Here is a 25,770-nt window from a genome sequence, read left to right on the forward strand (position 1 = left end):
GTAAGATTCCCGTGTCGAAGACTTGGCGTTGGGGGTGGATGATTGTTGTTTGCCGCTTGCAACGTGGAATCTGCTAATCTTGCTGTCGAGAGTAATCGCTTTCCAGTGCCTGGCCGGAGGAACTCTTGAAGGTGCGCAAAAAGGAGCCCGGTAACGCCAAGGTGAAACTGGGTGGCCGCTTTCACCGGCTCTTTGCTGCCACGCTGGTGTCGGCTACCGGCACCGGGATGCACGCGGCCGCGTTACCTCTGCTGGTCCTCCAAATCACCAGTAGTCCAGTGGCCTTGAGCCTTGTTGTCGTGGCTGTCGAGATTCCCTGGGTGTTGGTTTCGCTGCACGCCGGTGTCGTGGTCGACCGGCTGGACCGCGGGCGGGTCATGGTGTGGGCGGACGTCGCCCGTTTCGCGGTCCTGGTTGCTCTCGTGGTATTGATCCTGACTTCGCGAGTAAACCTGACCTGGCTGGTGCTCGCGGCCTTCATGTTGGGCGTTGGCCAGGTCTTCTTCGATCTGGCGGCTCAGTCGGCTGTTCCCGATTTCGTGTCACGGGATCAACGGCGCCTCTCGATCGCGAACGGGCGGATCGCCGCGGCGGAAATCAACGGTGAGGACTTCGTGGGGCCACCGCTGGGCTCCGCGTTGTTCGGCGTGTGGCACGTCCTGCCGTTCGTGGGCAACGCACTCTCCTTCGCGGCCAGTGGTGTGCTGATCCGGTCGATCCGGTCGGACGTCACGGCCGAGGTGACATCCGATGCTCCACGCAAAAGTGCGAGGACGGAAATCGTCGAGGGTATCCGGTGGCTGCTCGGAAACCGCACCCTCCGGGCACTGGCCGCGATCACCTGCCTGAGCAACATTGTCGCCTCGGCTCAGTTTGCGATGCTGGCCCTGCTGGCCAAGCAAGTTCTCGGACTTCCGGACTTCGGTTTCGGCTTGTTGCTGACTGCCACGGCAGTGGGAGCAACGGCTGGGGGGCTGGCGTCCTCGGTCGTCAGCAAGCGATTCGGCCCCGGCACGGTAGTGCTCGCGGGGAAGGCCGGCGTAGGTGTGGCCGTTCTGGTGCTGGGACTTGTCGCCAATGCCTGGGTTGCGGCTCTCATGATGATGGCGACCGGTGCGTTGACGACTGCGCAGAATGTCGTAGTCAGCACACTCCGTCAGCAGATCGTGCCCCGTCGCCTCTTGGGAAGAGTGCTCTCGTCGAGCAGGATGGTAGTAATGATCGGGGGCCCGGTCGGTGCGGCACTCGGCGGCGTCCTCGCCAATGAATTTGGTGTCCAGATCCCGTACGTGGCGGGAGGAGTTTTCCTCTTCTTGGTGACGCTGGTCGCCTATCCCAGGCTGAATAACCGCGCGCTGGCAAGCGCCACGGAAGAATCAGTCGTGCGGGCGGGAGAATCTGCATAGGAAGATGTCGGCGGCTGGGCGAACGCGGAATGCGGCAGCAGGCAGGACGGCAGGATCGTGCCCGCGGCAACGGGTCATCGACTCCGCCTGCCGCATCGCGGCATGAGCGCGTGTTCGCCATGGGTCGGACTGTCACGACCACCGGCATACTGGACCGCCGTTGCAGCACGAGCCCCGCCGAGGTGCCGGACTGCGGGCCGGAACCGCCGGTCGGGGCCGCAGACCACTGTACGATCCGGACCGTCATGCGGACGGGCGAGCAGGGGGCGCTGTGAGCGGTACCAGGGTGTTGGTGGCGGGGGCGAGCATCGCGGGGCCCGCGCTGGCCCACTGGTTGCGTCGGCGGGGGGCCGAGGTGACCGTGGTGGAGCGGGCCCCCGAGCTGCGTCCCGGTGGGCAGGCGGTGGACGCGCGCGGGGTGGCCAAGGAGGTCATCGGGCGCATGGGGCTGGACTCGGCGGTGCGCGCGGCGTGCACCGACACCGCCGGCGCGCACACCGTAGACGCGGACGGGCAGGTGCTGGAGACCTTCCGTGCCGACGACGACGGTGGCGACGGGTTCATCGCGGACATCGAGATCCTGCGCGGGGACCTGTCCCGGGTGCTCTACGACGACACCCGCGACGGCGTCGAGTACATCTTCGGTGACCGGATCGCCGAACTCACCCAGGACGCGGACGGGGTCGACGTGGCCTTCGCGGGCGGCGACCGGCGGCGCTTCGACCTGGTGGTCGGGGCCGACGGGCTGCACTCGGCGCTGCGGGCGATGGTCTTCGGGCCGCATGAGCGGTTCCTCCGCCACCTCGGGCACGTGCTGGCCTTCTACAGCGTGCCCAACGAGTTCGGGCTGGACCGCTGGCTGCTCGAGTACCAGGATCAGGAGTCCGGGCGCTCAGCCCTCCTGCGACCCATCCAGGACGCTACCCGGGCGATGGCGATGTTCTACTTCGCCTCGGCCGACTTCGACGTCGACTACCGTGACGTCGCGGCCCAGAAGGTTCTGCTGCGTGAGCGGATGGCCGGCCTGGGCTGGTTGACCCCGGACATCCTCGCGTACCTGGACGACACCCCGGACTTCTACCTCGACCAGGTCGCCCAGGTGGTGATGGACCGCTGGTCGAGCGGACGGGTAGGGCTGCTCGGGGACGCGGCGTTCAGCTCGTCGCCGATGTCCGGGCAGGGCACCGGACTGGCTCTGGTCGGCGCCTACCTGCTGGCCGGTGAACTGGCCGCCGCCGGGTGGGACCCCGACGCCGGGTTCGCCCGCTACGAGGCGCGGATGCGCTCGTTCGTCGAGGCCAACCAGGAGATCGGCCGGCTGAACGCCCGCAGCCGCGACATCGCCGGGCCAGACGCCGAGCCGAGCCCTGATTTCGCCGGCGAATGGTTCACGGAGCTGGCCGGGCGCGCGATCAACGGCGTCGAACTGCCCGACTACGCAAGGGTGCTGGACTCCGGGGCCCCGGCCGGATCACCGATCACCTCCTCGGCCAAGCCGTAGGCCACCGCCTCGGCGGCACTGCTTTTCGTCGAGGTCGCGGGACGTCACCGCCAGCGAGACAGCCACAACAAGCACACATCGAACCGCGCCGACCACTTCTGCACCTTCACGTCCAGCCTCACGCCGTGATGCCACAGGAACAGCAGGACGGTGCCGCCCGCGCCGAGCAGAGTCAGCAGGCTGCCGACCACGATGACCGGGGTGTGCTTGTCCCCGTCGTCGAGTTCGGCGCGTCGTTCGTCCGGCCACACCCGGATCTGCACGCGGCGCCCCGGGAAGAGCCCCGCCGACCGGTTCACATCCGCGGCCATGGAGACGCCGGTCCACACCACCGCGAGCCCGCCGACCAGCACCACCAGGGGAAGCCACAGCAAGGCCGCCTCGGGCAGCCAGGACCTCGACGACGTCATGCCCCCAGCACGCCGGCAAGGCCGCCGCGGTTGCCCGCCGGCCCGGAAACGCTTGCGCTCATCTTGCCCGGGCCGTTCGAGGATCTCAGCGCGTCCCGGCGAATGAGCGGGCACCGGTCAAGGTGCTGTGGATGACCGGCCCGGCTCACCACTCATGACGGCCCGGGGCGTCCGGCTGCCGATGGACACGGCGACGGCCGCGCCGGCCAGGCAAACCACGGACGTGATCAGGAAGATCGCGTGGTATTCCGTCAGCAGCGCCTCGCGGACCGCGCCGAGGTAGCCGGCGAGTGCTCGGTCGTAGGCCGGCGCGGACGGGAACAGGATTCGGAGCGGCGGGTTCAGCGACGCGGTCAACGTGTGGAAGTAGTGCAGGCCGAAGGCGGACACGGCGGCGACGCCGGCCAGCATGCCGGTCATCCGCGCGACCACGACCGCAGCCGACGCGACGCCGTGCTGGGCGCGCGGCACGGCACGCAGCGCGACGGCCGACAGCGGGGCGATGACCAGGCCGAGCCCCAGTCCGGCCAGTGCCAGGTCGACGTCGAGGCGCGGAAGCCCCAGGACAGACCTGGCCGCGAGAACGTCGGCGGGCCAGCGGGACATCAGCAGGTAGCCGCCGGCGGCGATCAGCATTCCGGCGCCGGCGATCCAGCGTTCGCCGATCCGCGTGGCGAGCAGGCCGCCGAGCAGCGCACCGACCGGCAGCGCGACCAGGAACCTCAGGAGTAGCTCGACACTGCCGCCGTCGTCGCGGCCGAGCAGTGTCTGCGCGAACAAGTCGACGTCGACCAGCGTGATCATCAACGCCGCCCCCGCGGCGACGCTCGTCCCGAGCGCGGTGAGGAAGGGCCGCAGTGACACGGTCGCCGTGTCGATGAGCCGGACCTCGGCGCGCGACTCCCACCAGAGGAACGCGACCAGGCTGAGCCCGGCGCCGATCAGGAACGGCACTCCCCACGGGGGCAGCACCTGCTCGCGCGGGTTCGGGTTGTCCAGGCCGATGACGAGCAACGCCAGCGTGAGCGCCAGCAGCAGGACACCACCGAGGTCCACACGCGGCCGCTCGGCGGGTTTCCCGCCACGCACGGAAACCTGCACCGCGACGGCGGCCAGCACGGTCAGCGGGACGTTCACCCAGAACACGCCGCGCCAGCCGGTCGCGGCGGCCAGCCCGATGCCGTAGAGCGGCCCGAGCACACTGCCGAGCTCCTGCGCGGCGCCGACGGCCCCTAGCACGGCGGAGCGGCGATTCCCCGGCCACAGATCCGCGGCCAGCGCGAGAGTCACCGGGAGCAGCGCCCCCCCGGCGGTCCCCTGGATCACCCGACCCGCGACCAGTACCGGCACCGTGTCGGCCAGCGCGGTGACGACCGACCCGGCGAGGAAACCGCCGAGGCAGGCCTGCAGCAGCAGCTTGCGGCCGAACCGGTCGGAGAACTGGCCGAGCAGCGGCATCGCGGCCACGTAGCCGAGCAGGTAGCCGGTGATGACCGGCGTGACGATCTCCAGCCGGTTCACCGGAATGCTCAGGTCGTCGATGATCTGCCGCAGCAGGCCGACCACGACATAGGTGTCCAGCGCGCCGAGCAGCACTGCGAGACCGCCGGCGCCGACCGCGAGCGCGCGGCCGCCCCGCAAGCCGGTCAGCCCGGTCACGCCGGCGCGGTGACGGTGACCGGCTTGTCCACGTCGGACAGCGTGACGTCCACGCTCGCGCCGCCCGGGTACCCCAGCGAAGCCTTGACCGGCAGGTGACCGCCGTCCTGGCGGAGCCAGAAGGTGGCGTTCGCGTCCGAGGACGCCCCCGGCACCAGGGCGGCCAGCGCGTCCTTCGGCACCGTCCCGGTGACGCGGTACGTCGGCGTGCCGTCGATGTCTTCCTTCCCGTCCGTTTTCGGGCCCTGGACCGAGGACAGCACCTTGGGGATGCCGCGCTGCGGGTCGAGGATCGCGGACGGGTCGTAGATCGAGGAGCTCAGCGCCGCGGGGATCCGCTGGAACCCACCGGTGGGCCCCTTGATGTACAGCGACCCGTTCACCAGGACGAACTGGGCGTCGACGACCTGGCCCATCAGCTCCAACGTGCCGGTGCCCTTCGCGCCACCGCCGTTGGCCTTGGTCAGGTCACCGTCGAGGCTGTGCACGCTCAGGCCCGGCACGGTGCCGTTGACCTTCAGCGTGAAATGCGTGCTGGTGACGCCGCCCGCCGCCGACGCGCTGTCCTTGAGCAAGGCAGCGGCCTCGGGCAGCGACGCCTCGCCGCTCGAGGAGCAGCCGGAGACGATCGCCGCGCTCAGGGCCACCAACGCGAGCAGGGTGCGCCGCAGAATCATGTGTCCACCCTAGATCAGGAGCCACACCTCAGCACGAACCGTCTCGCGACCGGGGACCGGACAGAGCCGGATGGTCGACTTGTTCGCCAAGGTCGGTCAGCTCGCCCCCGGGTCATACGGGTTGCTGCACGTCCACGACGACGAGCACCCCGAGCACATGCTGAGCTTCCGTGTCTTCCGGCTGGCCCGGGGCATGGTCACCGAGCACGCCGACCACCTCTTGTCACCGGTGATCCCCACATTGGAAGACCCCGAGGCGAACTGACCTCGAGGAGGCTCTGCTGTGGCCGATCAGCTGCGCTGTCGTTCCAGCGGCCGGCATCGGCGGAGGCGCCGGGCAGTTCGGCCGCCTGGGGCAACCCGGAAGGCCCTCCCGGCGTCAGCCCGGCAAAGAACGCCGGGAGGTCGCCGTGGATGTGCCGACGAATGTCCTGCTGCCGGGTGAGCGGCTGCTGTGGTCGGGACGGCCACAGCGTCTCATCTTTGCTCGGTTCGACTGGTACCAGTTCGCATTCGGCCTGCTCTGGGGGATCGTGACCATCGTGGTCCCGGTGGCCAGGCACGAACCGCTGTCGTTCTTCGCATGGGCCGTCGGGGTGGGCGGTGTCGCGTTCGTCTGGGTGCCGGTCGTCGCCAGGTTGCGAGGGCGGCGCGGTGTCGAGTACGTCGTGACCGACCGGCGGATCGTGCTGGCCGATCGCTTCTCGGGAAGGACGCGCGCATCGGCGTATCTCGGCACGCTGCCGCCGCCGGTAGCCCGGATCCGGCAGGACGGCAGCGGAACCATCGTCTTCGGCAGGTTCACGCGTGCCCCTTTGCTGCCCCCTCCTTCGTCGGGACCCCTGATGCTGACGGGACTGGTCGCCGTGCCGGAGGCCGGGCGTGTCCGTGACCTGATCGCTTGGGCACAGGCCGGGCAGGCCTGACCTCGGCCGTCACCTCGAGGGACAGGGTGACGTCGGCACGGCCAGTGGCTACCGCACCCGCTCCTGCGACACCTACCAACGCCTCAACGGCCCCTACCGCCCGAACACGCTGAGCTTGCGGAACAACCTGGCTGCTGCCTACCAGTTGGCGGGTGATCCCGCTGTTCGAGGCGAACCTTGCCGACAGCCAGCGGGTGTTGGGACCCGACCACCCCACGACCAGGACCATCTGCTCGAACCTCGACACGAGCGGACGTGCGTGCGTGGGAGATTGCTTTCATGACAGCTGAGGTGATCCCGGGACGTGAGGTCGTGCTCGAGACCGATCGGCTGTTGCTCCGACCGTGGCGGGTGGCCGAGGCCGTCGTGCAGCGCGAGCTGTGGGCCGAACGTGATCCGCGAGTGCCGCCGCATCGGCGGATCGATGCTGCTGGGCATCCCACCGTCGCCGAGCTCGAGGAGGCGATTCGCGCCGGCCGGTCGTCGTCGGGCGGGTTACTGGCGGTCGAGCGGAAAGCCGCCCGCGACGTCATCGGCTACTGCGGGCTGATCCACGGCGGACGGGGGTTCGAGGGCGAACCGGAACTGGCGTTCGAGCTGCTGCGCCGGGCCTGGGGGCGCGGCTACGCGACCGAAGCCGCGACGGCCGTTCTGGACTGGGCCAGGTCGTCCGGGTTCGTGCGTCTGTGGGCCACGGTGTGGGAGTGGAACACCGCCTCCCGCCGTGTGCTGGACAAGCTCGGATTCACCGAGGCCGGGCGCAAGGAGGAGGACGCGGTCCACGGAACCACCCTGGTCACCACCAAACGCCTGTAGAACGTTCGGTGACTCGCCGGGCGTAGGCCCGACCAGCGGCATGAGCGTGCATTCCGCGCGAATCCCCGCGATCGAAACTCGGTCGCTGTGGCCGGCGCTTGAGACCTACCATCGCAGCGAGCCTGCCCAAGGCGCATCTACCCGGTAAGGGTGCGTCCTGCCCGTCGCACGGTGGGGTGGCAGCCCGTTCGAGCCGGGCCGGGTCCGGGGAACCCACGCTTCGACGGGAGGTGTCGGGGTTCCCTCCTCGACTGCGCGTCCGGAGCGTCAGGCAGGTCCGCGTCGCGGTCTTGAGACCGGACCTCCGTGGCCGGGTCGTGGTGTAGGCCGGGATCACCGGCGCGAACTCGGCTGCGGCCGGCCTGTACCGATACGTTGTCCGCGGCCTGCAGCGCGAGAAGAAGGGTGGCCATGGCAGAGGTCCGGCTCGATCCGATGACCAGCGAGGAATACGCGACGTATCACCGCGACGCGGTACTGGCTTATGCCGAGGCTCATGTTTCAGCGAAGAGCTGGCCGGCGGATGGGGCACGGCAGCGCGCCATCGACGAGTACGCGGAGCTCTTGCCCGAGGGCGTGGCCACACCCGGCCACCACCTCTACACCGCGTGGAACGGCGACCGGAAGATCGGCATGATCTGGTTCGCCGAACGTCCCCACGGCGCCGACCGGGTCGCCTACCTCTACGACATCAGCGTCGACGCAGACCTGCGTGGCCAGAGGCATGGTGAAGCACTCATGCGGGCGATGGAACACGAGGTCCGCTCCGCCGGCCTGAAAGCCGTGCGGCTCCAGGTTTTCGGCAACAACTCGGTCGCGCGGTCGCTTTACCGGAAACTCGGCTACATCGAGACCAACGTCGTCATGGCCAAGAACCTCGACTAGCAAAATAGGCGCGCACCCGCCAGAGCGGAGCCCACGACGCCGTCGGCATCGATCATGCCCGGCGCCCGCTCATCGGCATGAGCGCGCGTTCCGACGATCGACTGGTCGGCGGCAAGCGCCGCTGTTACGGGCAGGCCCGGGAGGATGCAGCGCCGAGCGTCGAGGTCGGTCACCGCGACGAAGCGGCGCAGGGCGGTGTGGCGGTACCGCTCGCGCAGATCGCTGAACGCTTCGTACTCGGCGAGGCTTTCCGCGGTGGGGGTGTCGGAACCGGCCGGGTACGTCACGGGTACGTGCGTCCAGTACCAGGCGCGCGCGGCGCCGGCGATGTCGGCAGCGTCGTCGGAGTCGAGGTAGGCAAGGACGGTGAGCTTCACGCGTCGGCGCCCGAACGCCTGGACGGCGGGTTTGACGAACTGCCGGTTGTAGCTCGGGTTCGGTTCGAGGATCGCGGCACGCATCAAGGGCTCGTACCACTGCTCGGGCACGGGATCGCCTTCACTCGCGTCTTCCGCGCATCGCGTGACGATGTCGCCGACCGCCTTGCGGGCCCGGTGGTGCCACAGCGAGTCGACGCCGCTCTCGTCCTCGATCGGGAGTTCGGCGCCGACCAGGTCGAGTAGCTCCCGCAGCAGGGAGGCGTAAGTGGCCGAGCGGTCGGTCGTGCGTTCCGGGAGCGGCTGGAGCAGGATCGGTTCTCCGCTGTTCGACGTCACAACCGGCAAGGATATCGGTCGACAAGGCTTCCGGTCGTCGGTTCCCGCGCGATCAGCGCTGAAAGCGCTGGGCAGATGTCGTTGTGTGCTGGCGTGTCGTCCATGGACACTGGCGGCCATGCTCGTCTTGGAACCGGTGATCGACGCGGCTGACGCGGCCGATTTCACTCTCTGGCCGATCACAGCCGGAACGGGCGCTCCTTGATCCGCGTGTCGGCGGGCATGTCCTCGCACGACGTCGGCGCGGCGATGGCGGCTCTGCTCCCGGGCGGTTCCGATGTCTCGGCCGCACGTGCTTGTGAGGTTTCCGCCGCGCTCCGGGCAGTCATCGAGTCCGATCGCTTGATCGCCGCCGGCGGTGTGTTGGCCCGCGACACGCTGACAGGCGTCGTTATCCCGCCGAGCTGCTGCTGCGGCATCGAGGGCTGGCGCGAATGGACCACCGTGCCGCAGGGCGGCCAGCCGTGGCTCGGCCACAGCCCGTCGCCCTGGGTGGAGCACCTCGACAATGCCGTGCGCATCCGGCCTGACGGCGGCCTCGGCGAGGACCCACCTCCGATCGAACACGCGATCACGGCACCGCTGGACGAAGTCGCTGCTCAGCTGCACAGCGCGCACCAAGATCTTCTCGGCTTCTTGGACGCCGCCACCCGATGGGTCCATGACCTCGCCCCCGGTATGGCCGAAGACCTGGCGGGCAAGCTGGACGGCAGCTTCGCGATCACCGAACGCGCCGTCTCGTAGCGCCGGGAGCACCAATCCCGCCGACGCAGCGTCGTCCACTCATCGGCATGAGCGTGCGTCGCGACAGTTCAGGTCTGCAGTAGAGGCGAACGCTGATCACGCTCGTCGGCGCGGATGGTCAGCTCGTGCGTTCCCAGAGGGGCAGGCGGAAGGTCGCGTAGGTGAACTTGCCGGTGATCTTCCCGGCGGAGTCGAAGTGGAAGACGTCCAGGCCGTGCCATTGGACGCGGCCGCCGTAGCGGAGCCGGGCGAACCACCGCAGCGGCGGGATCGCGTGTTTGCCGTGCGCGCCGGTCAGGTCCAACCGGCACGCCCACCGGATTGTCGCCCGGGCGCGGGGCTCGTCGATCACCCGGTCGTAGACGTCGAAGGTCATCGCGCCGTAGCGGCCGGCGAATTGCGGCGCGAACGCCGCCCGGATCGCGGGAAGGCCGCGCAGCTCGGGCCCACGGCCGGGCAGGTAGCGAGCGTCTTCGGCGAAGAAGGACATGACCCGGTCGAGGTCGGGGTCGTTGAAGGAGGCCACGAAGGCGTCGATGGTCTGGCCGAGATCGGTGCTGCCGACGGTCATGTGCTTGCCGTTTCGGGGTGGGGGACGGTTCGGGCCGAGGTTATAAGAACGGCGTAACTTTAACAAGAGAACGTTGTTCCGCTAAGTGTGGGGCTAGGGTGGTGACCGCCATGGAAGCGTCGTTCCAGCGGGCCAGGCGCCCGGAGCAGAAGAACCAGCGGCGGGAGACGATCCTCGCCGCCGCCGGTGACCTCGCCCGGGCGTCGGGTGTGGCCTGGGTCAGCCTGGGCGACATCGCCGCGGCGGTGGGGCTGGCCAAGTCCAACGTCCTGCGCTACTTCGGCACGCGCGAGGAGATCTATCTGCAGCTGACGATGCGGGAGGGGGCGGACTGGGCGGTCGCCGCCGGCGCCGCGCTGCATGGGGCGAGCGGGTTTTCCGCGGCGGCGGCGGCTTTGGCCGACGCTTACGCCGACCGGCCGTTGTACTGCGACCTCACCACGCATGCCGAGACGATGCTGGAGCACAACGTGTCGGTCGCGGTCTTGGAGGTCTACAAGCGGTGGGCCATCGACACTTACTTCACTGTAGGTCGGCAGCTCACCGCCGCCTGCCCCGAGCTGACCGGTACGGATGGGGCGTCCTTGGTCATGGCGGCCAGCGCGTTCGTCGCGAAGCTGTTCCCGTTGACCCGTCCCTCGGCCGCGCTGCGGGAGCTGTATGACCGCGAGCCGGAGATCGCTCGGGTGTTCCCGCCGTTCCGGCCGACGCTGCGGCACATGATCGCCGCGACCGCGGCCGGGCTGCCGACCACCCACTGACGCGGCGGGTCTTCGCCGCATCGTCGTCTCGTGCGCCGGAAACGGAGGGCGCTGAATCCGGGGAGTCGGCGCCGGAGACCACTTGCCGCCGGTATGGCCGAGCACGGTGCCGGGCGTAGGCCCGACCAGCGGCATGAGAGCGCGTTGTGCCGGGCATCCGGATACTGGGTTGATGATGATCGAGGAGCTCATGCACGAGGTGACGTTCTCGAGTGCCGAGGTGGTGCTGGCGGGGTCGCTGGTCGTTCCCGATCGCCGTGCCCCGGTTCCAGGGGTGGTCATGGTCGGCGGGTCCGGACCGTCGGACCGGAACAATGACACCTTCTTCCCGCCGATCCGGCGAGGACTCGTGGAAGCCGGGTTCGCCGTGCTCTCCTACGACAAGCGCGGTGTCGGCGCGTCTTCCGGCGACTGGCTCGCGGGAACAATCGGCGACTTCGCAGTCGACGCCGTCGCAGCGCTGGATTTCCTCCGCTGCCAGCCTGGTGTCCAGGCCGAGACCACCGGCCTGTTCGGGCACAGCGAAGGCGGTTGGGTCGTTCTGCACGCTGCGGCCCGCCAGGATGTGCCCTGGGTCGTCACCAACGGTTGCCCCGGTATGACACCCGCCGTTCAAGACCGTTACGCGCTGGCCACCGCACTCCAGGCGATCGCCGGTGTCACGCTCCACGACGCCGAGGTGACACTGGCCCTGTACGACCGTCTCGTCGAGGCCGGTCGGCGTGGCGCCGACTTCGCCGAAGCGGCGCGATTGGTCCAGTCTTGCCCGATTCCTTCCTCCGTCGAGGGGTTGTTCGGCGAGTACTGGTCCGAGACGAATGAGAGCGTCTGGGAGTTCACCAAGCGCAAACAAGACCATGATCCGATCCCGGACGTGCTGCGCTTGCGTTGTCCGCACTTGGCGACCTTCGGCGGCGCCGATGAACTGGTTCCGGTCGCGGACAGCATCGGCCTGTTCGCCACGGCCGCCTGCGATGCCGAACGCCATCCGCAAGCCACTCTGACCGTCGAGGTGTTCCCCCACGCTGACCACCGTGTTCAAGTACAGGGTGGAACCGCTCTGGTTACCGGCTACGTCGAAACCTTGGTCGGGTGGATGACCGAGCGGCACGACACCGGTTTGCGGAGCTGACGCACGCTCCTCGGCATTACCGGACGTGAGCGCGGTCAGCGGCAGAGTCGGACGCCTGCGACCGCTCGACCACCAGCATGGATCTGCCTACCGGCGAAATCAGAGTGTGGGCGGCTGATCGCCACGCCACTGGGGTGGTGGGTGTGCGCGATCAGGGACTCGAACCTCAAACCCGCTGGTCAAGTGGGCCTTTTTGGCTGGTCGGCGCGGCTTTGGTGGGCCCGGCGCCCGCCCCGGAGCGAGTGCCGGGTCCACTCTGGTCGGCCTGTGGGCCGGTCAGTTTCCCGCTGGAACGGTCCCCGCCTGGTCGGTGATGGCGGTGTGGACCGAACTGTAGGAGGTCACGGTGTCGGCTTTGATGCCTTCGATCCCCGCGTCGCCTCCTGGCGTGAGCTGGGTCGTCCGTTCCCCGATGAACTCGCCGGTGTCGCAATCGACGATGATCTCGTAGAGATGAGTACCGTCCGGGGGTGTGACACCCAGGGCGACGCCCTTGCGGCCGTCGAGGTTCGCCACCTGCGCGGTGATCTTCAGCCCGGGGATCTTGGCCACCGCGCGGTACACCGCTTCCTTGAGATCGGCGGGTACGACACCGGTCTTCAGCAGAGTGGCCGCGACTGCCAGCACACCTCCGCCGCGGGGCTTGTTCGCCAGAAAGGGATCTTTGAGCATGAGGTCGTAGAGCTGTTGCGGGTCGCGGGGCAAGTCGGCCAACTGCTGTTTGGTGGGTGCGCTCCATTTGCCGGCGCCCCGGCCGGCGAAGATCAACGCTTTCTCGGGGAACTGGCCACCCCGCGCGCGCCACTCACCGGACTGACGGATTTCGTTTTTGCTCTGGCCCTCGGTGGTGGGGGTTTGCTCGTTGCCCACCAGCCACTGCTTGTTCCCCGTCTGCCCGATCTTGAGCAGCCATTCACTGTCGAAGTCGCTCGGCTGCCAGGTCTGCCTCAGCTCTTCGGCGAGGAAAGCGAACTGGCGCTCTTTGCTGGCGACCAGGTACCAGCCGCGGGTCTCGGTGTACCGGAATTTCCCCGCGGGAATGGGTGCCTCGCCCGTGACATGGATCTTGTCGGCCGCTTTGTCCAGCGCCTGCTGCACCGACGCGAATTTCACCGCCGGCACCGATGACGTCGGCTGGGCCGAGGGGTCACCGTGGTCTCCGCCGGTGATCGCCACGGTGGCGCCGACGGCAACGACCACTACCGCGGCGGCCGCGCTGAGCCACCAGCGCCGTCCTGCGGGAAGCACTGGCTTTCGTGTCAGCTCGGTCACCGGGTTGGTGTCGGCCACCAGGGTGTCCCTTCCTTCGAGTGAGCGCACTGCGTTCAACAGTGTGTTTCGTGCCTCGACCAGGGGCTGCCGGTTGGCGAGTTCGTCGGGGAGCATCAAGGTCAGCCCTTCGTCCAGCTCTTCGTCGGTCCACAAGCGGTGGACGTTGTCTTCAGTCATCGGCCTGTTCTCCTTCCTCATCGCGCGCGGAGCTGGATGCCGCGGAAGCCCTCAGCAAGCGCCGGATCCGGTGCAAGCGGGAGCGCACGGTGCCGGCGGGAACACCGAGCGTCTCGCCGATCTCGGTCGGCGCCAGTTCCGCCCAACTGGTCAGCAGCAGAACGTCCAGATCGTTCGGCGAGAGTTCCGCCAACGCCCCAGCCAGGTGCTGCACCCGGGTGTGCGCGTCGATCCGTTCGGCCACCCGATCGGCATGCCCGTGCACAACCCGCCTGCTGTGTTCGTGCGCGGCCAGGCGCAACTGCTTGCGTTGGGCAGCGACCTCGTTGCGGACCTCCGTGCGCAGTAGGTTCGTCGCGATACCGAACAGCCAGGACCGGGCGCTTCCTCGCTCGGCGTCGTAGCGGTCGCGCTGCTGCAATGCGATCAGGAACGTCTCGCTGAGCAGGTCACCGGCAATGTCGACACCGATCCTCCCGACCAGATAGCGGTGTAGGACCGCGGCGTGCTCGTCGAACAGACGCCGGAAAGTCTCCTCGAGATCACCGCGGCGCAGGTCAGGCCGATCATCACCGCTTGCCGGAGTTGATTGCCGCGTCATAGTCACAGCAAGTATTGGGTTTGCGCGGCGAAAGCGTTCACGCGGAGCACGCGAACGGGTCTCCGAAGTGGGCCACTCACGTATCCGGCTTCTGGTGGTCGGCGTTCGATCGAGGAGCCATCCGGTCGCCGACTCGGGCTGCAGAGAAGATGGAGGTGGCGAACCAGATCGGCCACGGTTCTGGTGCTGGCCTGGCACATCGCGTGCCAGGATGCGGCCAAGGAGCGGCTCGGCGGTGACTGGGTCGACACCGGTCTGGGGTGCCGCTGGTGACTTTTCATGGCCTGCGTCACGGCGCGGCCACGCTGGCGGCGGGCGCGGACATGGAGGTGGCGTAGCGCATGCCACGGCACTCGTCGATCGCAGTGACGATGGACGGTCCGCTCATCGGCATGAGCGGACGTAAGCACCCGATCGGTGTGTTCGAACCTTTCGGAGAACTGCCGGACGTGGCCCGTGTCATCTTCATCGTCGGCATCGGCGCCTTCGCTCGGGACCGTGATCGGGTGGCTTGGCCTGCTCCTGCGCTGGTGGTCTTTTGCCGGCCGGGGAAAGTACTTCACCGTGGCGGCGCAGACCGCCGAAGATCAGCTCGTCGTTATGTTTGCTCGCCGTCCTGATCTACCGCCTCCGCATCGAGGAGCCCGTACGTGTGGTGATCTCGAAGGACCGAGCCGGGCCGTCGCCCGGGAAGCCACCGGCTCACCTGGGTCGTGAATGAAGAGTCGCGCGCCGTTGCCCGTCACGCGGCGAGGCTTGGCCCGCTCAGCTCAGCGATAGGGCGGATTCGACGTACGGCCCGGTCCCCTGGATACTGGGGACGGGGACCAGTACGCCGCGCACGCCTCCGGACGGATGGCGTTTCTGCTCGGCGGCCCAGGCGAAGAGGGCACCCACCGCGACCTCGACCTGAGATCCGGCGGCCCACCGGCCGGGCGTCTCCTGGCGGACGAACGCTTCCTGGTGGGCGGGCTCTGTGCGCAGGGTCAGATCGGGGAATCCGGCCGCGATCTCGGCGGCTCGGTCCCCGGGGACGGGCCAGCACCATTCCACCGGGCCGTCGCTGTCGCCGCTCACCTCCCCGTGATAGATCGCGAACGGCGCGCCGGCTATCCCCTCGATGCGCGGCACACCGCCGCGGCGCAACCGGTGGATGAACAGCTCCCGCGTCAGGGATTCCAGTTCGTCCTGATGCACCCGGCTGATCCGGCTGAGCAGGCTGCGTTCGGGGATATCGCGGACAGTGACCTCGTACATACCGGACTTCTTTCCTCGAAGGTGATCAACGAGGCGGCCCACCAGAACGCGCCGGGCGGCGTGCTCGGCTTCGGCGTCGGCCCAGTGACCCCTGATCGCCTCGGCGGCCGATGCCGGATCCAGGGCCAGGACGTCCCTGATTCGGGTGAGCGGGACTTCGGCCCGGCGCAGCGAGGCCACCAGGCGTGCGTGGTCCAGCTGCGTGACCGCGTACCAGCGATATCCGGTTTCCGCGTCGACGTGGGCCGGCACCACGAGTCCGAGTTCGTCGTACAGCCGCAGTGCCTTGGCCGACAGCCGTGACAGCCGCGAGAACTCGCCGATGCTGACCATGTTCATGGAGGGCTCCTCGTTCCGGGCGTGGCGCCCGGTCACGACCACTCTGGGGCTTCCCCGAGGGTGAAGGTCAACCTTCGGCGAGCCGGCATGAGCGCGCGTTCGGGGTCGACGCGATAACCGGTGGACCGGCACGTGCGCCCCACCTAGCCTTCCGTCGAACCGTATGACCTTCCGTCCGAAGAGGTGCACTTCATGAATGTCCGGGTAGCCCGGCCGTCGGCGCTGACCACTGTGAACTACCCCTTGGACGTAAGGAATCCCCGAAGTGGATTTACCCCGTAGCTTCACCATCCGCGAGAGCAGCCACCGCATCCACAACCCGCTCACCAGCCGGAAACTGGCCGCCCTGGGCGAGGCGCTCAACCCACCACCCGGCACTCGGATGCTCGACCTGGCCTGTGGCTCGGGCGAGCTGCTGTGCACCTGGGCCCGCGATCACCGCATCACCGGAACCGGCGTCGACATCAGCACCGTGTTCCTGGCCGCGGCTCGGGCACGAGCGATCGAACTGGAGGTCGCCGAACAGGTCGCTTTCACCCATGGTGACGCGTCGAACCACGTCGCCGTCGACCCGGTCGACATCGGGTCGTGTGTCGGTGCGACCTGGATCGGAGGTGGCGTTGCCGGCACCGTGGACCTGCTCCGACGCAGCCTGCGCCCCGGCGGCATGATGCTGATCGGCGAACCGTACTGGCGCAGGCAACCCCCGGACCAGGCCACCGTCGAAGGCTGTCACGCCACCAGTGAAGACGACTTCCGCGTCCTCCCGGAACTGCTGGAACAGTTCGGGGAGCTGGGTTGTGACGTCGTGGAGATGGTCCTGGCCGACCAGGACAGCTGGGACCGCTACGTCGCGGCTCAATGGCTCAACACCCGCCGCTGGCTGGACGCCCATCCCGACGACGAGCTGGCCGAGCAGCTGCGCGCGGAACTCACCGCCGCTCCGGTACGCCACGCCCGATATCAACGCGAATACCTCGGCTGGGGCGTCTTCGCTCTGATGAACCGCTGACACCAGCGGCCGAGTGAGTCCCGGTGATCCGACACCGGGACTCACTCACATCGGCATGAGCGCGCGGCCGGGACGGCAGCGCGGCGCCCGATGGTGAGGTGGGGTGTTTCGGTGTGACAATGCCGCTGTGCTCGCACCATTCGGAGAGCTGTCGGACGTGGCCCGGGTCGTCCTGGTCATCAGCGCCGGCGCCTTCGCGATGGGTGAACTGGTGCAGGCGTTCCGCACCCGTCGCGGCGCGAAACTCGTTGATGTTCGCGCGGAGGTCGTCTTCAGGGCGGTGTTCTTCGTCGCGATCCTGCTGTGGCCGATCGGCCGTGCGGTTTGTCCGGCTGCCGGCATCGGCGGAGCGTGGGTGTTCCCGCTCGGGACGGTGATCGTGTGGCTTGGCCTGCTCCTGCGCTGGTGGTCCTTCGTCAGTCTGGGAAAGTATTTCACCGTGACGGTGAGGACGAGCGAAGATCAGCTCGTCGTGGACCGTGGTCCCTACCGAGTCCTGCGCCATCCGAGCTACACCGGCCTGCTGCTCGTCTTCTCCGGCGGCGGTCTGATCACGGGCAACTGGGTCAGCGCTGCGGGCGCCGGGGCTGTGTTGCTGGTCGCCCTGATCTACCGCCTCCGCATCGAGGAACGCGCCCTCGAAGAAGCTCTGGGCGGTCGCTACCGGCAGTTCGCCGAGGACCGGGCTCGGCTCGTTCCCTTCGTGTGGTGACCCGAAGTACCGAGCCGGGTCGGCGTCGCCTGGGAAAGCCGGTCGTAGCGCATGGTTGTCCGTAGGTCGACGCCGGCGTCGAGCATCGTCGTGACGAATGTGTGGCGGAGCATTCGCGGCAGCCGCGAAGCTGCCGGCCACCTCCCGATTCGCGACCGCGCGCCCCAGCGCTGTCGACGGACTGTCGACCGGTTGAAAGCGGTGGCTGGCACCGTGACCGGCGAGCGGCGCATCCGGCGTGGGGAGCCACCGTGCACGAATCCCTTCCTCAGTGCCGTTTTCGTATCACGACATCGCCGGGCCGCAACCCACAATCCGGAGGATCACCGTGAAAATCCGAAAACTTCCCATCGCAGCCGCTGCGGCGTCCGCCTGGGTGACCGTGCTCGGCGCCGGCGCCTTGGCCGCCACCCAGGCGGACGCCGCGGACAGCAGCATCACCTTCGCCATGGTCCGGTCAGGCGTGGCCGCCAACGCCGACTGCCTCGCGGCGGCCAGTGCGAAAGTGCGGGTGGTGACGCACGGGCAGAACGAGACCATGACCTTGCGGGCGACCGGCCTGCCGGCTGACACCGAGTTCGACCTGTTCATCACCCAGGTGCCGAACGCGCCGTTCGGAGTGTCGTGGTACCAGAGTGACCTGGAGTCCGGCGACGACGGCACCGCGTCGGTCACCGTGATCGGCCGGTTCAACGTCGAAACCTTCGCGGTGGCGCCGAACACCGCACCGGCGCCGGTGGTCCACCCTCAGGACGCGGCCGGCAATCCGGCGTTCGCCCCGATCCACACCTTCCACGTCGGCTTCTGGTTCAACTCGCCCGCCGACGCCGTCAAGGCAGGCTGCCCCGGCACGGTCACGCCGTTCAACGGAGACCACACCGCCGGAGTCCAGGCCATGAGCACTCGCAACTTCGCCGACGCCAACGGGCCGTTGCGCCAGCTCGTGTCGTGAGAAGCAGGGGCCCGACCCGTGAAGGCGCGGTCGCCGCGGCCGGGTCGGGGCCCCGTGGGTGATTCGATCCCGCGGCTTCGGCACGGCCGGACGACGGCGCGAACGGCCCGGCCGACGTCTCGGCTACGACCGGACACTCGTCGCGGTCGCGGTATCCGGCGTGCCATCGGACAACGCCGCCGCGCCGTACCGACCGGATGGTATGTTGACCCGGTGATCGAAGCGGCGCGCCGGACCTGGCGATTCCTCGAGCCCTACCACGGAATGATCTACTTCGCCCCGGAAGCCGCTGCCGCGTACGAGCAGCTCGGACTCACCGGCCGCGCCGGCTACTTCGCGTCGAGGTCGGCGGCGCTCGGCGCGGTCCCGGCACCGGTCGTGGTCGCGACCTTCTACAACTTCAACCCGGTCCTCGTCGGGGAGTCGATCACCGCCGCCTGGTCCACGACCGACCCGGCCGCCGTCCTCGCCGCCCGCCACACCGCGGGCGACCAGGCCCTGCGCGGCGTCCTGGGCGACGCGATCAGCTCGCCCGAGATGCGCCGAGCCGCCGCTCTCCTCCGTGAAGCCGCCGAGACGGTCACCGGCGACGTCACCGGCCGCCCCCTCTTCGCCGCCCACGCGGCGCTGCCGTGGCCCGCCGAGCCCCACCTGGTGCTGTGGCACGCGCAGACCCTGCTCCGGGAGTACCGCGGTGACGCCCACGTCGCCGCCCTTCTGACGGCCGGCCTGCGCGGCATCGAAGCCCTCATCACCCACGCCGCCTCCGGTGCCGTCCCCGCCGAGACCCTGCGCACCTCCCGGGCGTGGTCCGAGGACGACTGGAACGGGGCCGTCGCCGACCTCCGCGAACGAGACTGGCTCACCGAAGACGCCACCCCGACGTTCACCCCCGCCGGCGCGGCCCGCCGGGCGGAAATCGAGAAGGCGACCGACGAGAACAGCGTCACTCCTTACGCTCACATCGGCGAGTCCGCCTGCGCCGAACTGCAAGAACTGGTGCGGCCGTACAGCCGGGCGCTGGCCGGGAAACTCATGCCGTGGGCGGTCGCGAGGCTGTAGCGGTTCCTCGTGACGCGGGGCCGCGCGATTCGCACGGTGGAGCCGGGACGCCCTGTACACGCCGCAGGCCGGGTATGACCATGTGGTGATGACAGGTCCCGACACCAGGCGGCTGCTGGGTTCGGCCGCGGCGGTCCGGCATCAGTCCGCGCGCCAGCGCGGCCGGCTCGCGGCGGAGTTCGACCAGCGCCTGGTCGATGCCGAGGTCCGCGACACCCGGAGCCGGTTGGCGCTCGAAGCCCGCCGCCGGGCGGGCACTGCCGCCGCCGTGCTGTTCGATGCCGAATTCCTCGCCATCGCCGACGCGGCGGCCGTGGCGCACGCCATCCTGGACGCGGCTCTCACCAGCGCGGACGCGTGTGACCTGCAGATCCTCCACCGGGTGTGCTGAGCATCGGCGCCCAGCACGGGTTCAGCCGGGAGTTCCTGGACTTCTTCGCCACCGTCGACGCCGGCAGCCCGACGGCGTGCGGTCGCGCGCTGGCCACCGGCGCACCGGTGGCCGTCGACGACATCGCCGGCAGCTCGGTCTTCGGCGAGCGCACCGTCCGGGAAGCGGTGCTCGACGCCGGCTCCAACACCGTGCGGAGCGCGGTTAGGCCACCAGGGCCCGGGTACACCGGACGACCCGTCGGAAGGAGGCGCCGTGCGCGCGATGGTGTACCGCGGCCCGTACAAGGTACGCGTCGAGGAGAAGGACGTTCCCCCGATCGAGCACCCCGGTGATGCGATCGTGCGGGTCACGACGGCCGCGATCTGCGGCTCGGACCTGCACCTCTACCACGGGATGATGCCGGACACCCGGGTCGGCATGACCTTCGGCCACGAGTTCATCGGGGTGGTCGAGGACGTCGGTTCCGGCGTGCGGAACCTCCAGCGCGGCGACCGGGTCATGGTGCCGTTCAACGTCTACTGCGGGACGTGCTGGTTCTGCGCGCGCGGCCTGTTCTCGAACTGCCACAACGTCAACCCGAACGCCACGGCCGTCGGCGGGATCTACGGCTACTCGCACACCTGCGGCGGGTACGACGGGGGACAGGCGGAGTTCGTGCGGGTCCCGTTCGCCGACGTCGGCCCGACGGTGATCCCGGACTGGCTGGACGACGAGGACGCCGTTCTGCTCACCGACGCGCTGGCCACCGGTTACTTCGGCGCCCAGCTGGGGGAGATCGTCGAGGGTGACGTCGTCGTGGTCTTCGGTGCCGGTCCGGTAGGGCTCTTCGCGGCGAAGTCGGCCTGGCTGATGGGCGCGGGCCGGGTGGTCGTCATCGACCACCTCGAGTACCGGCTGGAGAAGGCGCGGACCTTCGCCCACGCGGAGACGTACAACTTCACCGAGTACGACGACATCGTGGTGCACCTGAAGAAGATCACCGACCACCTCGGCGCGGACGTCGCGATCGACGCGGTCGGCGCCGAGGCCGACGGCAACTTCATCCAGCACGTCACCTCGGCGAAGCTGAAGCTGCAGGGCGGGTCGCCGGTGGCGCTCAACTGGGCCATCGACGGCGTCCGCAAGGGCGGCACGGTGTCGGTGATGGGCGCCTACGGCCCCATGTTCAGCGCCGTCAAGTTCGGCGACGCGCTCAACAAGGGCCTGACGCTGCGGATGAACCAGTGCCCGGTCAAGCGCCAGTGGCCGCGGCTGTTCGAACACATCCGCAACGGCTACCTGAAGCCGAGCGACATCGTCACCCACCGGATCCCGCTCGAGCACATCGCCGAGGGCTACCACATCTTCTCCGCGAAGCTGGACGGCTGCATCAAGCCGCTCATCGTCGCGAACGCCGGCTGAGGAAAGGACCGACCATGGCTTACACCTCCGAACGGCCCCCGCTCGCCGAGTCCAGCGAACAACTGCGCGCCCGGATCCCGGGCTGGGGCGCCGACCTGGACCCGAAGAACCGGCCGTCGGTACCGAAGCTGCAGTGGCAGGAGGACCGCTCCGGCGCCCACTGGGACTTCCCGGAACGGCAGCCGGAGAAGTGGCCTCGCGAGCGGTCGATCGAGCACGCGTTCCTGACCCCGGTCTTCGGGACCTCGTGTCCGCCGAAGGGGATCTCCGGCGCCATACGCAAGTTCTCGTACCGCAAGTACAGCGAGGGCCGCGCGGCGCACTGGCTGCTCTTGCTGGCGGCCGACCGGGTCGACGCGTGGGAGCACCACCTGCGTTCGTTCGCCACCACCCGCCCGGACAACCCCATCACCGAAACCGGGGTGCTGAGCGAGTTCTCCCGGCACGGGTTCTCGTCCCGCATCGGTAAAAAGCGCGCGGACGTCAAGCACCAGGCCTTGGACCCGCTGCTCGTCGCAGGGCCGTGGGTGCTGGTGGCGGGCGCCGTCTTCTCGGCCGTCCGCGGCGTCGCTCGTGGTTTCCGCCGGCGAAGCCCGGGTAACTCCGCCGGATGACAGGAAGACGGGACGAACTCCGCCGTGTCGCGGCGGAAAACTTCGGCTGGAAGCGGCTCACCGACGAGCAGCTGGAGGCGATGGAGCAGGTGATGGCCGGCCACGACGTGCTCGCGGTGCTGCCCACCGGAGCGGGCAAGTCGGCGATCTACCAGGTGCCCGCGCTGCTGCTGGACGGCCCGACGCTGGTGGTGTCGCCGCTGATCGCCCTGCAGCACGACCAGATCGAGGGCATCGAGGACAGCCGGGCCCCGGAGGCGGTCGCCGTGAACTCCGCGCAACGCGCCGCCGAGCGCAAGCACGCGTGGGAGGCGGTGCGCCGGGGCGATGCCGAGTACCTGTTCCTGTCCCCGGAGCAGCTGGCCTCCGACGAGGTGCTCGACGCGGTCGCCGAGCTGGGCGTCTCGTTGTTCGTGGTGGACGAAGCCCACTGCGTCTCGGCGTGGGGCCACGACTTCCGGCCGGACTACCTGCGCCTCGCGCCGGTGATCGAGCGGCTCGGGCGCCCCCGCGTGATCGCCCTGACGGCGACCGCGGCGCTGCCCGTCCGCACCGACATCGCGGACCGGCTGGGGCTGCGCGAGCACCGGGAGGTGCTCGCGAGCTTCGACCGGCCCAACCTGCGTCTCGGGGTCGATCCGCTGCCGAACGACGAGGACCGGCGCCAGGCCGTCATCACCCGGACGCGCGCACTGACCGCGGACCCGGCCACGCGGCCCGGGCTGGTGTACGTCACCAGCCGCAAGGACGCCGAGACCTACGCCGAGGAGCTCGCCGAAGAGGGCGTCCGCGTGGCGGCTTACCACGCCGGGATGAAGGCGGCCGACCGCGAACGGGTGCACGAGGAGTTCCTGAACGGCGCCCTCGACGCGGTGGTGGCGACCTCGGCGTTCGGCATGGGGATCGACAAGGCCGACCTGCGGTTCGTGCTGCACGCGTCGGCGCCGGAGTCGCTCGACACCTACTACCAGCAGATCGGCCGCGCCGGCCGCGACGGCGAACCGGCGGAAATCACGCTGTACCACCGGCCGCGGGACCTCGGCCGGCAGAAGTTCCTCACCGCGGCGAAGGCGCCCGAGCAGGCGCTGGCGGAGGTGGCCACCACCCTCGCCGAGCACGACGCGCCCCTGAAACCGGCCGAGCTCGGCAAGGCGGTGACGGTTTCGGCGGCCCAGCGCACCAGAGCGGTCAACCTGCTGGAGCAGACGGGCTCGGTCGGCGTCACCACCGAAGGCCGCCTCGAATACCGGGATTCCGATGTGGATCCCGGCCAGGCCGTCGAACAGGGCGTCGAGGCCGCCGAGGCGCACGGGCGGCTGATCCGGTCCCGGATCGACATGATGCGCGGCTACGCCGAGACCACCGGGTGCCGCCGCCAGTTCCTCCTCGGTTACTTCGGCGAGCAGCTCGAACAGCCCTGCGGCAACTGCGACACCTGCATCGCCGGTACCGCCGAAGCGAAGTCGTCCGAGGGCGGGGCTTTTCCCGTCAACAGCGCGGTCGAGCACGCGGAGTGGGGCCGCGGCGTCGTGATGTCCGCGGACGACGACACGGTGGTCGTCGTGTTCGACGACCACGGTTACAAGACGCTGTCCGCCCTCGCGGTACGGGAGCGGAAATTGCTCACCGCCGTCGAATGAGCCGATTGACCGCACAGGAGTGCTGTCGGGTGGCGGTTGTCCGGACGGACAACGAGCGGCCTCGTTCCGGGTGATCGGGGACATCGCGCGAATGCCTACCCTGCTGCACCGTGAAGGGCGGCAACCCTTTCACCCCGCACCGGAACGAGGCTCGTCATGACCGCTCCCGCACTACCCACCGTTGTCCTGGTCCACGGCGCGTTCGCCGACGCTTCAGGCTGGCAGGCGGTCGCCGACGGCCTGCGTGAGCGCGGGTACCAGGTCCTCGCGCCGGCCAACCCGCTGCGCGGAGTCGCCGCCGACGCCGATTACCTGAGGGACTTCGTGTCGACGATCGAAGGCGATGTCGTGCTCGCCGGCCACTCGTACGGCGGCTGCGTGATCACCAACGCGAGCACGGGCAACCCGAACGTGCGGGCGTTGGTCTACATCGCCGCGTTCGCGCCGGACGAGGGCGAGACGTTGCTCGAGTCCATCGCCCTGGGCGACGGGAAGACCGAGCTCGGGCAGCGGCTGGTTCAGCGCCCCTACCCGGGTGCGCCCGACGGCGACGCCGACGGCTACCTGGACCCGGCGTACTTCCACCAGCTGTTCTGCGCCGACCTGGACGCGGAGCTCGCCGCCTTCATGGCCGTCGCCCAGCGCGGGTTCGCGCTCTCCTGCCTGTCCACCCCGTCCGGGGTGCCCGGCTGGCGGGCCATCCCGAGCTGGTACCTCGTGGCCGCCGACGACGCCACGATCCCGCCGGAAGCCGAGCGGGCCATGGCGAAGCGCGCCGGAGCGCAGACGGTGGAGGTCGCCGGCTCGCACGTCGCGATGATCAGCAAGCCGGCCGAGACGATCGAGCTGATCGTCGCCGCGGCGAGCGGAGGAAACGGGTGAGGACAAGCCTAAGCTGACCGGGTGACGCGACGCGAGGCCACGAGCGGGCCGGATCCGGAGCTCGTGGCCCTCGCCGGGCGGCTGCTGGACACCATCGACGAGTTCGCGGACGAGATCGCGTCCGCGATCGAGGCCCGCGTCGAGTTCTACGCCACCCGCGGCGTCGTGTCGGCCGACGACCTGAGGCGATCGGTGCGGGGCAACCTCGAGTACGTCCTCCGGTCGTTGCGCGAGGACCGGTTCGCCGACGTTTCGGCGGCCCGGACGACCGGTGCGCTCCGAGCCGAGCAAGGGGTGCCGCTGTCGATGGTCATGGCGGCCTTCCGCGTCCTGTTCGGCCAGATCTGGCACGGCCTCGTGCAGCATTCCCGTGCGCGGGAACGGGTGTCCGACCAGGCGCTGGTGGACGCGGCCTCCGACCTCTGGTCCGCGCACGACACCTTCGCCGAGGAGATGGCCGCCGCGCACCGCGAGGCGACGATGGCACTGGTGCTGCGGAACGAGGGCGAGCGATCGGCCCTGGTCGGCGCCCTCCTGGAAGGACGTCCGCTGCACGAGACGTCCGTCTGGGAGGTCGCGGACGTGCTTCGCCTGCCCAAACGCGGGCCCTTCGTCGTGGTCGCGGCCGAATCGGTGCACCTGGCCCAGGAGGCGCTGCCCGGCATCGAGAACCGCCTGCGGGCACACCGCATCGGATCGGCCTGGCGGCTGATGCCGGACGCCCAGATCGGGATCGTGCGCTTCGAGAACGACGCCGACCTGAACCCGCTCAAGACGACTCTGACGGCGTCGGCGCGCAGCCGGATCGGCATCAGCCCGCCTTACCCGGCACTGACGGAGACGGCGGCCGCGCTGCGCTTCGCGCGCATCGCGCTGGCGAGCACCGTCGCCGGCGCCCCGCACGTGACGATGTTCGACGACTTTCCCCTCGCCGTCGCGGCGGTCAGCGCGCCCGATGCGATGCGGCGGGTCCGCCACGCCGTGCTCGGGCCGATCCTCGACCTGCCCGCCGAGCAAAGCAAGGTACTTCTCGACACCCTGGCGGCGTGGCGGGACAACGGGGGATCGGCGTCGGACGCCGCGGGAGTCCTGTTCTGTCACCCCAACACGGTCCGGCACCGGCTGCGCCGGATCGAGTCGGCCACCGGTCGCTCCCTCGGCGACCCGAAAGCGACCGCGGAAATCCTGATAGCGCTCGAAGCCGCGCTGCTGGGCATCGCGGAATGACGAAAGATCGTCCGAGCAGTGCGG

27 protein-coding genes are annotated in these 25,770 nt (G+C 69.3%); 19 read left to right on the top strand and 8 right to left on the bottom strand.

The genetic code is table 11. The features are described 5' to 3' along the window. Positions 1 to 131: 131 nt before the first annotated feature. Both AB0M59_RS15470 and AB0M59_RS15475 read left to right on the top strand, forming a co-directional pair. On the top strand, positions 132 to 1,406 hold the full coding sequence (locus tag AB0M59_RS15470) for an MFS transporter (RefSeq protein ID WP_364614656.1): 1,275 nt from the start codon (positions 132 to 134) through the stop codon (positions 1,404 to 1,406). Positions 1,407 to 1,677: 271 nt separating this feature from the next. Next, entirely contained in the window at positions 1,678 to 2,907 is a 1,230-nt protein-coding gene (locus AB0M59_RS15475) for an FAD-dependent monooxygenase (RefSeq protein WP_364614659.1), read from the top strand. Positions 2,908 to 2,951: 44 nt separating this feature from the next. On the opposite strand, the gene AB0M59_RS15480 is transcribed toward AB0M59_RS15475, so the two are convergent. From AB0M59_RS15480 to AB0M59_RS15490, 3 genes are all read right to left on the bottom strand, one after another. Beyond that, entirely contained in the window at positions 2,952 to 3,317 is a 366-nt protein-coding gene (locus AB0M59_RS15480; protein WP_364614662.1) for a hypothetical protein, read from the bottom strand. Positions 3,318 to 3,434: 117 nt separating this feature from the next. Further along, positions 3,435 to 4,976: an MFS transporter gene (locus tag AB0M59_RS15485; RefSeq protein WP_364614665.1), complete on the bottom strand. Its 1,542-nt coding sequence runs from the start codon at positions 4,974 to 4,976 to the stop codon at positions 3,435 to 3,437. Beyond that, complete coding sequence (locus AB0M59_RS15490) at positions 4,973 to 5,653, bottom strand: LppX_LprAFG lipoprotein (protein ID WP_364614668.1); 681 nt, start codon at positions 5,651 to 5,653, stop codon at positions 4,973 to 4,975. The genes AB0M59_RS15485 and AB0M59_RS15490 overlap by 4 nt, the downstream gene beginning before the upstream one ends. Positions 5,654 to 5,723: 70 nt before the next feature. On the opposite strand from AB0M59_RS15490, the gene AB0M59_RS15495 reads away from it, so the two are divergent. From AB0M59_RS15495 to AB0M59_RS15510, 4 genes are all read left to right on the top strand, one after another. Beyond that, entirely contained in the window at positions 5,724 to 5,918 is a 195-nt protein-coding gene (locus tag AB0M59_RS15495) for an Imm7 family immunity protein (protein ID WP_364614671.1), read from the top strand. 145 nt (positions 5,919 to 6,063) lie between these two features. After that, positions 6,064 to 6,579 carry a hypothetical protein gene (locus tag AB0M59_RS15500; RefSeq protein WP_364614674.1) on the top strand — a complete coding sequence of 172 codons (516 nt, stop codon included), beginning with the start codon at positions 6,064 to 6,066 and terminating at the stop codon, positions 6,577 to 6,579. A 279-nt stretch (positions 6,580 to 6,858) separates the two neighbouring features. Beyond that, entirely contained in the window at positions 6,859 to 7,395 is a 537-nt protein-coding gene (locus AB0M59_RS15505) for a GNAT family N-acetyltransferase (protein WP_364614677.1), read from the top strand. A 411-nt stretch (positions 7,396 to 7,806) separates the two neighbouring features. After that, a complete protein-coding gene (locus AB0M59_RS15510) occupies positions 7,807 to 8,280 on the top strand; it encodes a GNAT family N-acetyltransferase (protein WP_364614680.1) in 474 nt (157 codons plus the stop codon). Here the strand turns inward: AB0M59_RS15510 and AB0M59_RS15515 are convergent. After that, on the bottom strand, positions 8,277 to 9,179 hold the full coding sequence (locus AB0M59_RS15515) for a hypothetical protein (protein WP_364614683.1): 903 nt from the start codon (positions 9,177 to 9,179) through the stop codon (positions 8,277 to 8,279). The two genes, AB0M59_RS15510 and AB0M59_RS15515, sit on opposite strands and share 4 nt — an antisense overlap. 18 nt (positions 9,180 to 9,197) lie before the next feature. Between AB0M59_RS15515 and AB0M59_RS15520 the strand changes: the two genes are divergently transcribed. Continuing rightward, positions 9,198 to 9,740, top strand: a complete 543-nt coding sequence (locus tag AB0M59_RS15520) for a hypothetical protein (protein ID WP_364614685.1) — start codon at positions 9,198 to 9,200, stop codon at positions 9,738 to 9,740. 118 nt (positions 9,741 to 9,858) lie between these two features. On the opposite strand, the gene AB0M59_RS15525 is transcribed toward AB0M59_RS15520, so the two are convergent. Continuing rightward, a complete protein-coding gene (locus AB0M59_RS15525) occupies positions 9,859 to 10,311 on the bottom strand; it encodes a nuclear transport factor 2 family protein (RefSeq protein ID WP_364614688.1) in 453 nt (150 codons plus the stop codon). A gap of 110 nt (positions 10,312 to 10,421) precedes the next feature. Here AB0M59_RS15525 and AB0M59_RS15530 point away from each other — a divergent pair, with 110 nt between their 5' ends. Both AB0M59_RS15530 and AB0M59_RS15535 read left to right on the top strand, forming a co-directional pair. Then, the gene (locus AB0M59_RS15530; protein WP_364614691.1) at positions 10,422 to 11,072 is read left to right on the top strand and encodes a TetR/AcrR family transcriptional regulator; all 651 of its coding nucleotides are present in this window, start codon (positions 10,422 to 10,424) and stop codon (positions 11,070 to 11,072) included. Between the two features lie 172 nt (positions 11,073 to 11,244). Further along, positions 11,245 to 12,204 (top strand): alpha/beta hydrolase, encoded by a 960-nt coding sequence (locus AB0M59_RS15535; RefSeq protein WP_364614694.1) that lies wholly within the window; start codon positions 11,245 to 11,247, stop codon positions 12,202 to 12,204. A gap of 276 nt (positions 12,205 to 12,480) precedes the next feature. On the opposite strand, the gene AB0M59_RS15540 is transcribed toward AB0M59_RS15535, so the two are convergent. The 3 genes from AB0M59_RS15540 to AB0M59_RS15550 all read right to left on the bottom strand — a co-directional run bounded on the left by AB0M59_RS15540 (position 12,481) and on the right by AB0M59_RS15550 (position 15,850). Beyond that, positions 12,481 to 13,653, bottom strand: coding sequence for a CU044_5270 family protein (locus tag AB0M59_RS15540; protein ID WP_364614697.1), 1,173 nt, complete (start codon positions 13,651 to 13,653; stop codon positions 12,481 to 12,483). Further along, positions 13,646 to 14,254, bottom strand: a complete 609-nt coding sequence (locus AB0M59_RS15545) for a sigma-70 family RNA polymerase sigma factor (protein ID WP_364614700.1) — start codon at positions 14,252 to 14,254, stop codon at positions 13,646 to 13,648. The genes AB0M59_RS15540 and AB0M59_RS15545 overlap by 8 nt, the downstream gene beginning before the upstream one ends. Before the next feature lie 765 nt (positions 14,255 to 15,019). Next, complete coding sequence (locus AB0M59_RS15550) at positions 15,020 to 15,850, bottom strand: helix-turn-helix domain-containing protein (RefSeq protein ID WP_364614703.1); 831 nt, start codon at positions 15,848 to 15,850, stop codon at positions 15,020 to 15,022. A 265-nt stretch (positions 15,851 to 16,115) separates the two neighbouring features. Here AB0M59_RS15550 and AB0M59_RS15555 point away from each other — a divergent pair, with 265 nt between their 5' ends. The 10 genes from AB0M59_RS15555 to AB0M59_RS15600 all read left to right on the top strand — a co-directional run bounded on the left by AB0M59_RS15555 (position 16,116) and on the right by AB0M59_RS15600 (position 25,746). After that, a complete protein-coding gene (locus AB0M59_RS15555) occupies positions 16,116 to 16,862 on the top strand; it encodes a methyltransferase domain-containing protein (RefSeq protein ID WP_364614706.1) in 747 nt (248 codons plus the stop codon). 127 nt (positions 16,863 to 16,989) lie between these two features. After that, positions 16,990 to 17,574: an isoprenylcysteine carboxylmethyltransferase family protein gene (locus tag AB0M59_RS15560; RefSeq protein WP_364614709.1), complete on the top strand. Its 585-nt coding sequence runs from the start codon at positions 16,990 to 16,992 to the stop codon at positions 17,572 to 17,574. A gap of 328 nt (positions 17,575 to 17,902) precedes the next feature. Next, positions 17,903 to 18,526, top strand: a complete 624-nt coding sequence (locus AB0M59_RS15565) for a hypothetical protein (RefSeq protein WP_364614712.1) — start codon at positions 17,903 to 17,905, stop codon at positions 18,524 to 18,526. 213 nt (positions 18,527 to 18,739) lie between these two features. Further along, on the top strand, positions 18,740 to 19,588 hold the full coding sequence (locus tag AB0M59_RS15570; protein WP_364614715.1) for a hypothetical protein: 849 nt from the start codon (positions 18,740 to 18,742) through the stop codon (positions 19,586 to 19,588). A gap of 88 nt (positions 19,589 to 19,676) precedes the next feature. Beyond that, positions 19,677 to 19,979: a hypothetical protein gene (locus AB0M59_RS15575; protein WP_364614718.1), complete on the top strand. Its 303-nt coding sequence runs from the start codon at positions 19,677 to 19,679 to the stop codon at positions 19,977 to 19,979. A gap of 264 nt (positions 19,980 to 20,243) precedes the next feature. Then, on the top strand, positions 20,244 to 21,383 hold the full coding sequence (locus AB0M59_RS15580) for a zinc-dependent alcohol dehydrogenase (protein ID WP_364614845.1): 1,140 nt from the start codon (positions 20,244 to 20,246) through the stop codon (positions 21,381 to 21,383). 14 nt (positions 21,384 to 21,397) lie between these two features. Beyond that, positions 21,398 to 21,997 carry a hypothetical protein gene (locus AB0M59_RS15585; RefSeq protein WP_364614721.1) on the top strand — a complete coding sequence of 200 codons (600 nt, stop codon included), beginning with the start codon at positions 21,398 to 21,400 and terminating at the stop codon, positions 21,995 to 21,997. Then, complete coding sequence (locus AB0M59_RS15590) at positions 21,994 to 23,637, top strand: RecQ family ATP-dependent DNA helicase (RefSeq protein ID WP_364614724.1); 1,644 nt, start codon at positions 21,994 to 21,996, stop codon at positions 23,635 to 23,637. Before AB0M59_RS15585 ends, AB0M59_RS15590 begins: the two co-directional genes overlap by 4 nt. Positions 23,638 to 23,793: 156 nt before the next feature. Further along, positions 23,794 to 24,519: an alpha/beta hydrolase gene (locus AB0M59_RS15595; protein WP_364614726.1), complete on the top strand. Its 726-nt coding sequence runs from the start codon at positions 23,794 to 23,796 to the stop codon at positions 24,517 to 24,519. 21 nt (positions 24,520 to 24,540) lie between these two features. Continuing rightward, entirely contained in the window at positions 24,541 to 25,746 is a 1,206-nt protein-coding gene (locus tag AB0M59_RS15600) for a helix-turn-helix domain-containing protein (protein ID WP_364614729.1), read from the top strand. Positions 25,747 to 25,770: the final 24 nt, after the last annotated feature.

This window comes from Amycolatopsis sp. NPDC051371 (assembly GCF_040682155.1).
Classification (GTDB): Bacteria; Actinomycetota; Actinomycetes; order Mycobacteriales; family Pseudonocardiaceae; genus Amycolatopsis.

What these genes read in the sequence shown, in the direction of transcription:
- AB0M59_RS15590 (WP_364614724.1), top strand. Translation starts at nt 21,994, where the DNA reads ATGACAGGAAGACGGGACGAACTCCGCCGTGTCGCGGCGGAAAACTTC.
- AB0M59_RS15510 (WP_364614680.1), top strand. Translation starts at nt 7,807, where the DNA reads ATGGCAGAGGTCCGGCTCGATCCGATGACCAGCGAGGAATACGCGACG.
- AB0M59_RS15530 (WP_364614691.1), top strand. Translation starts at nt 10,422, where the DNA reads ATGGAAGCGTCGTTCCAGCGGGCCAGGCGCCCGGAGCAGAAGAACCAG.
- AB0M59_RS15595 (WP_364614726.1), top strand. Translation starts at nt 23,794, where the DNA reads ATGACCGCTCCCGCACTACCCACCGTTGTCCTGGTCCACGGCGCGTTC.
- AB0M59_RS15580 (WP_364614845.1), top strand. Translation starts at nt 20,244, where the DNA reads ATGGTGTACCGCGGCCCGTACAAGGTACGCGTCGAGGAGAAGGACGTT.
- AB0M59_RS15540 (WP_364614697.1), bottom strand. Translation starts at nt 13,653, where the DNA reads ATGACTGAAGACAACGTCCACCGCTTGTGGACCGACGAAGAGCTGGAC.
- AB0M59_RS15535 (WP_364614694.1), top strand. Translation starts at nt 11,245, where the DNA reads ATGATGATCGAGGAGCTCATGCACGAGGTGACGTTCTCGAGTGCCGAG.
- AB0M59_RS15545 (WP_364614700.1), bottom strand. Translation starts at nt 14,254, where the DNA reads ATGACGCGGCAATCAACTCCGGCAAGCGGTGATGATCGGCCTGACCTG.
- AB0M59_RS15585 (WP_364614721.1), top strand. Translation starts at nt 21,398, where the DNA reads ATGGCTTACACCTCCGAACGGCCCCCGCTCGCCGAGTCCAGCGAACAA.
- AB0M59_RS15480 (WP_364614662.1), bottom strand. Translation starts at nt 3,317, where the DNA reads ATGACGTCGTCGAGGTCCTGGCTGCCCGAGGCGGCCTTGCTGTGGCTT.
- AB0M59_RS15495 (WP_364614671.1), top strand. Translation starts at nt 5,724, where the DNA reads ATGGTCGACTTGTTCGCCAAGGTCGGTCAGCTCGCCCCCGGGTCATAC.
- AB0M59_RS15490 (WP_364614668.1), bottom strand. Translation starts at nt 5,653, where the DNA reads ATGATTCTGCGGCGCACCCTGCTCGCGTTGGTGGCCCTGAGCGCGGCG.
- AB0M59_RS15505 (WP_364614677.1), top strand. Translation starts at nt 6,859, where the DNA reads ATGACAGCTGAGGTGATCCCGGGACGTGAGGTCGTGCTCGAGACCGAT.
- AB0M59_RS15575 (WP_364614718.1), top strand. Translation starts at nt 19,677, where the DNA reads ATGACAGGTCCCGACACCAGGCGGCTGCTGGGTTCGGCCGCGGCGGTC.
- AB0M59_RS15525 (WP_364614688.1), bottom strand. Translation starts at nt 10,311, where the DNA reads ATGACCGTCGGCAGCACCGATCTCGGCCAGACCATCGACGCCTTCGTG.
- AB0M59_RS15550 (WP_364614703.1), bottom strand. Translation starts at nt 15,850, where the DNA reads ATGAACATGGTCAGCATCGGCGAGTTCTCGCGGCTGTCACGGCTGTCG.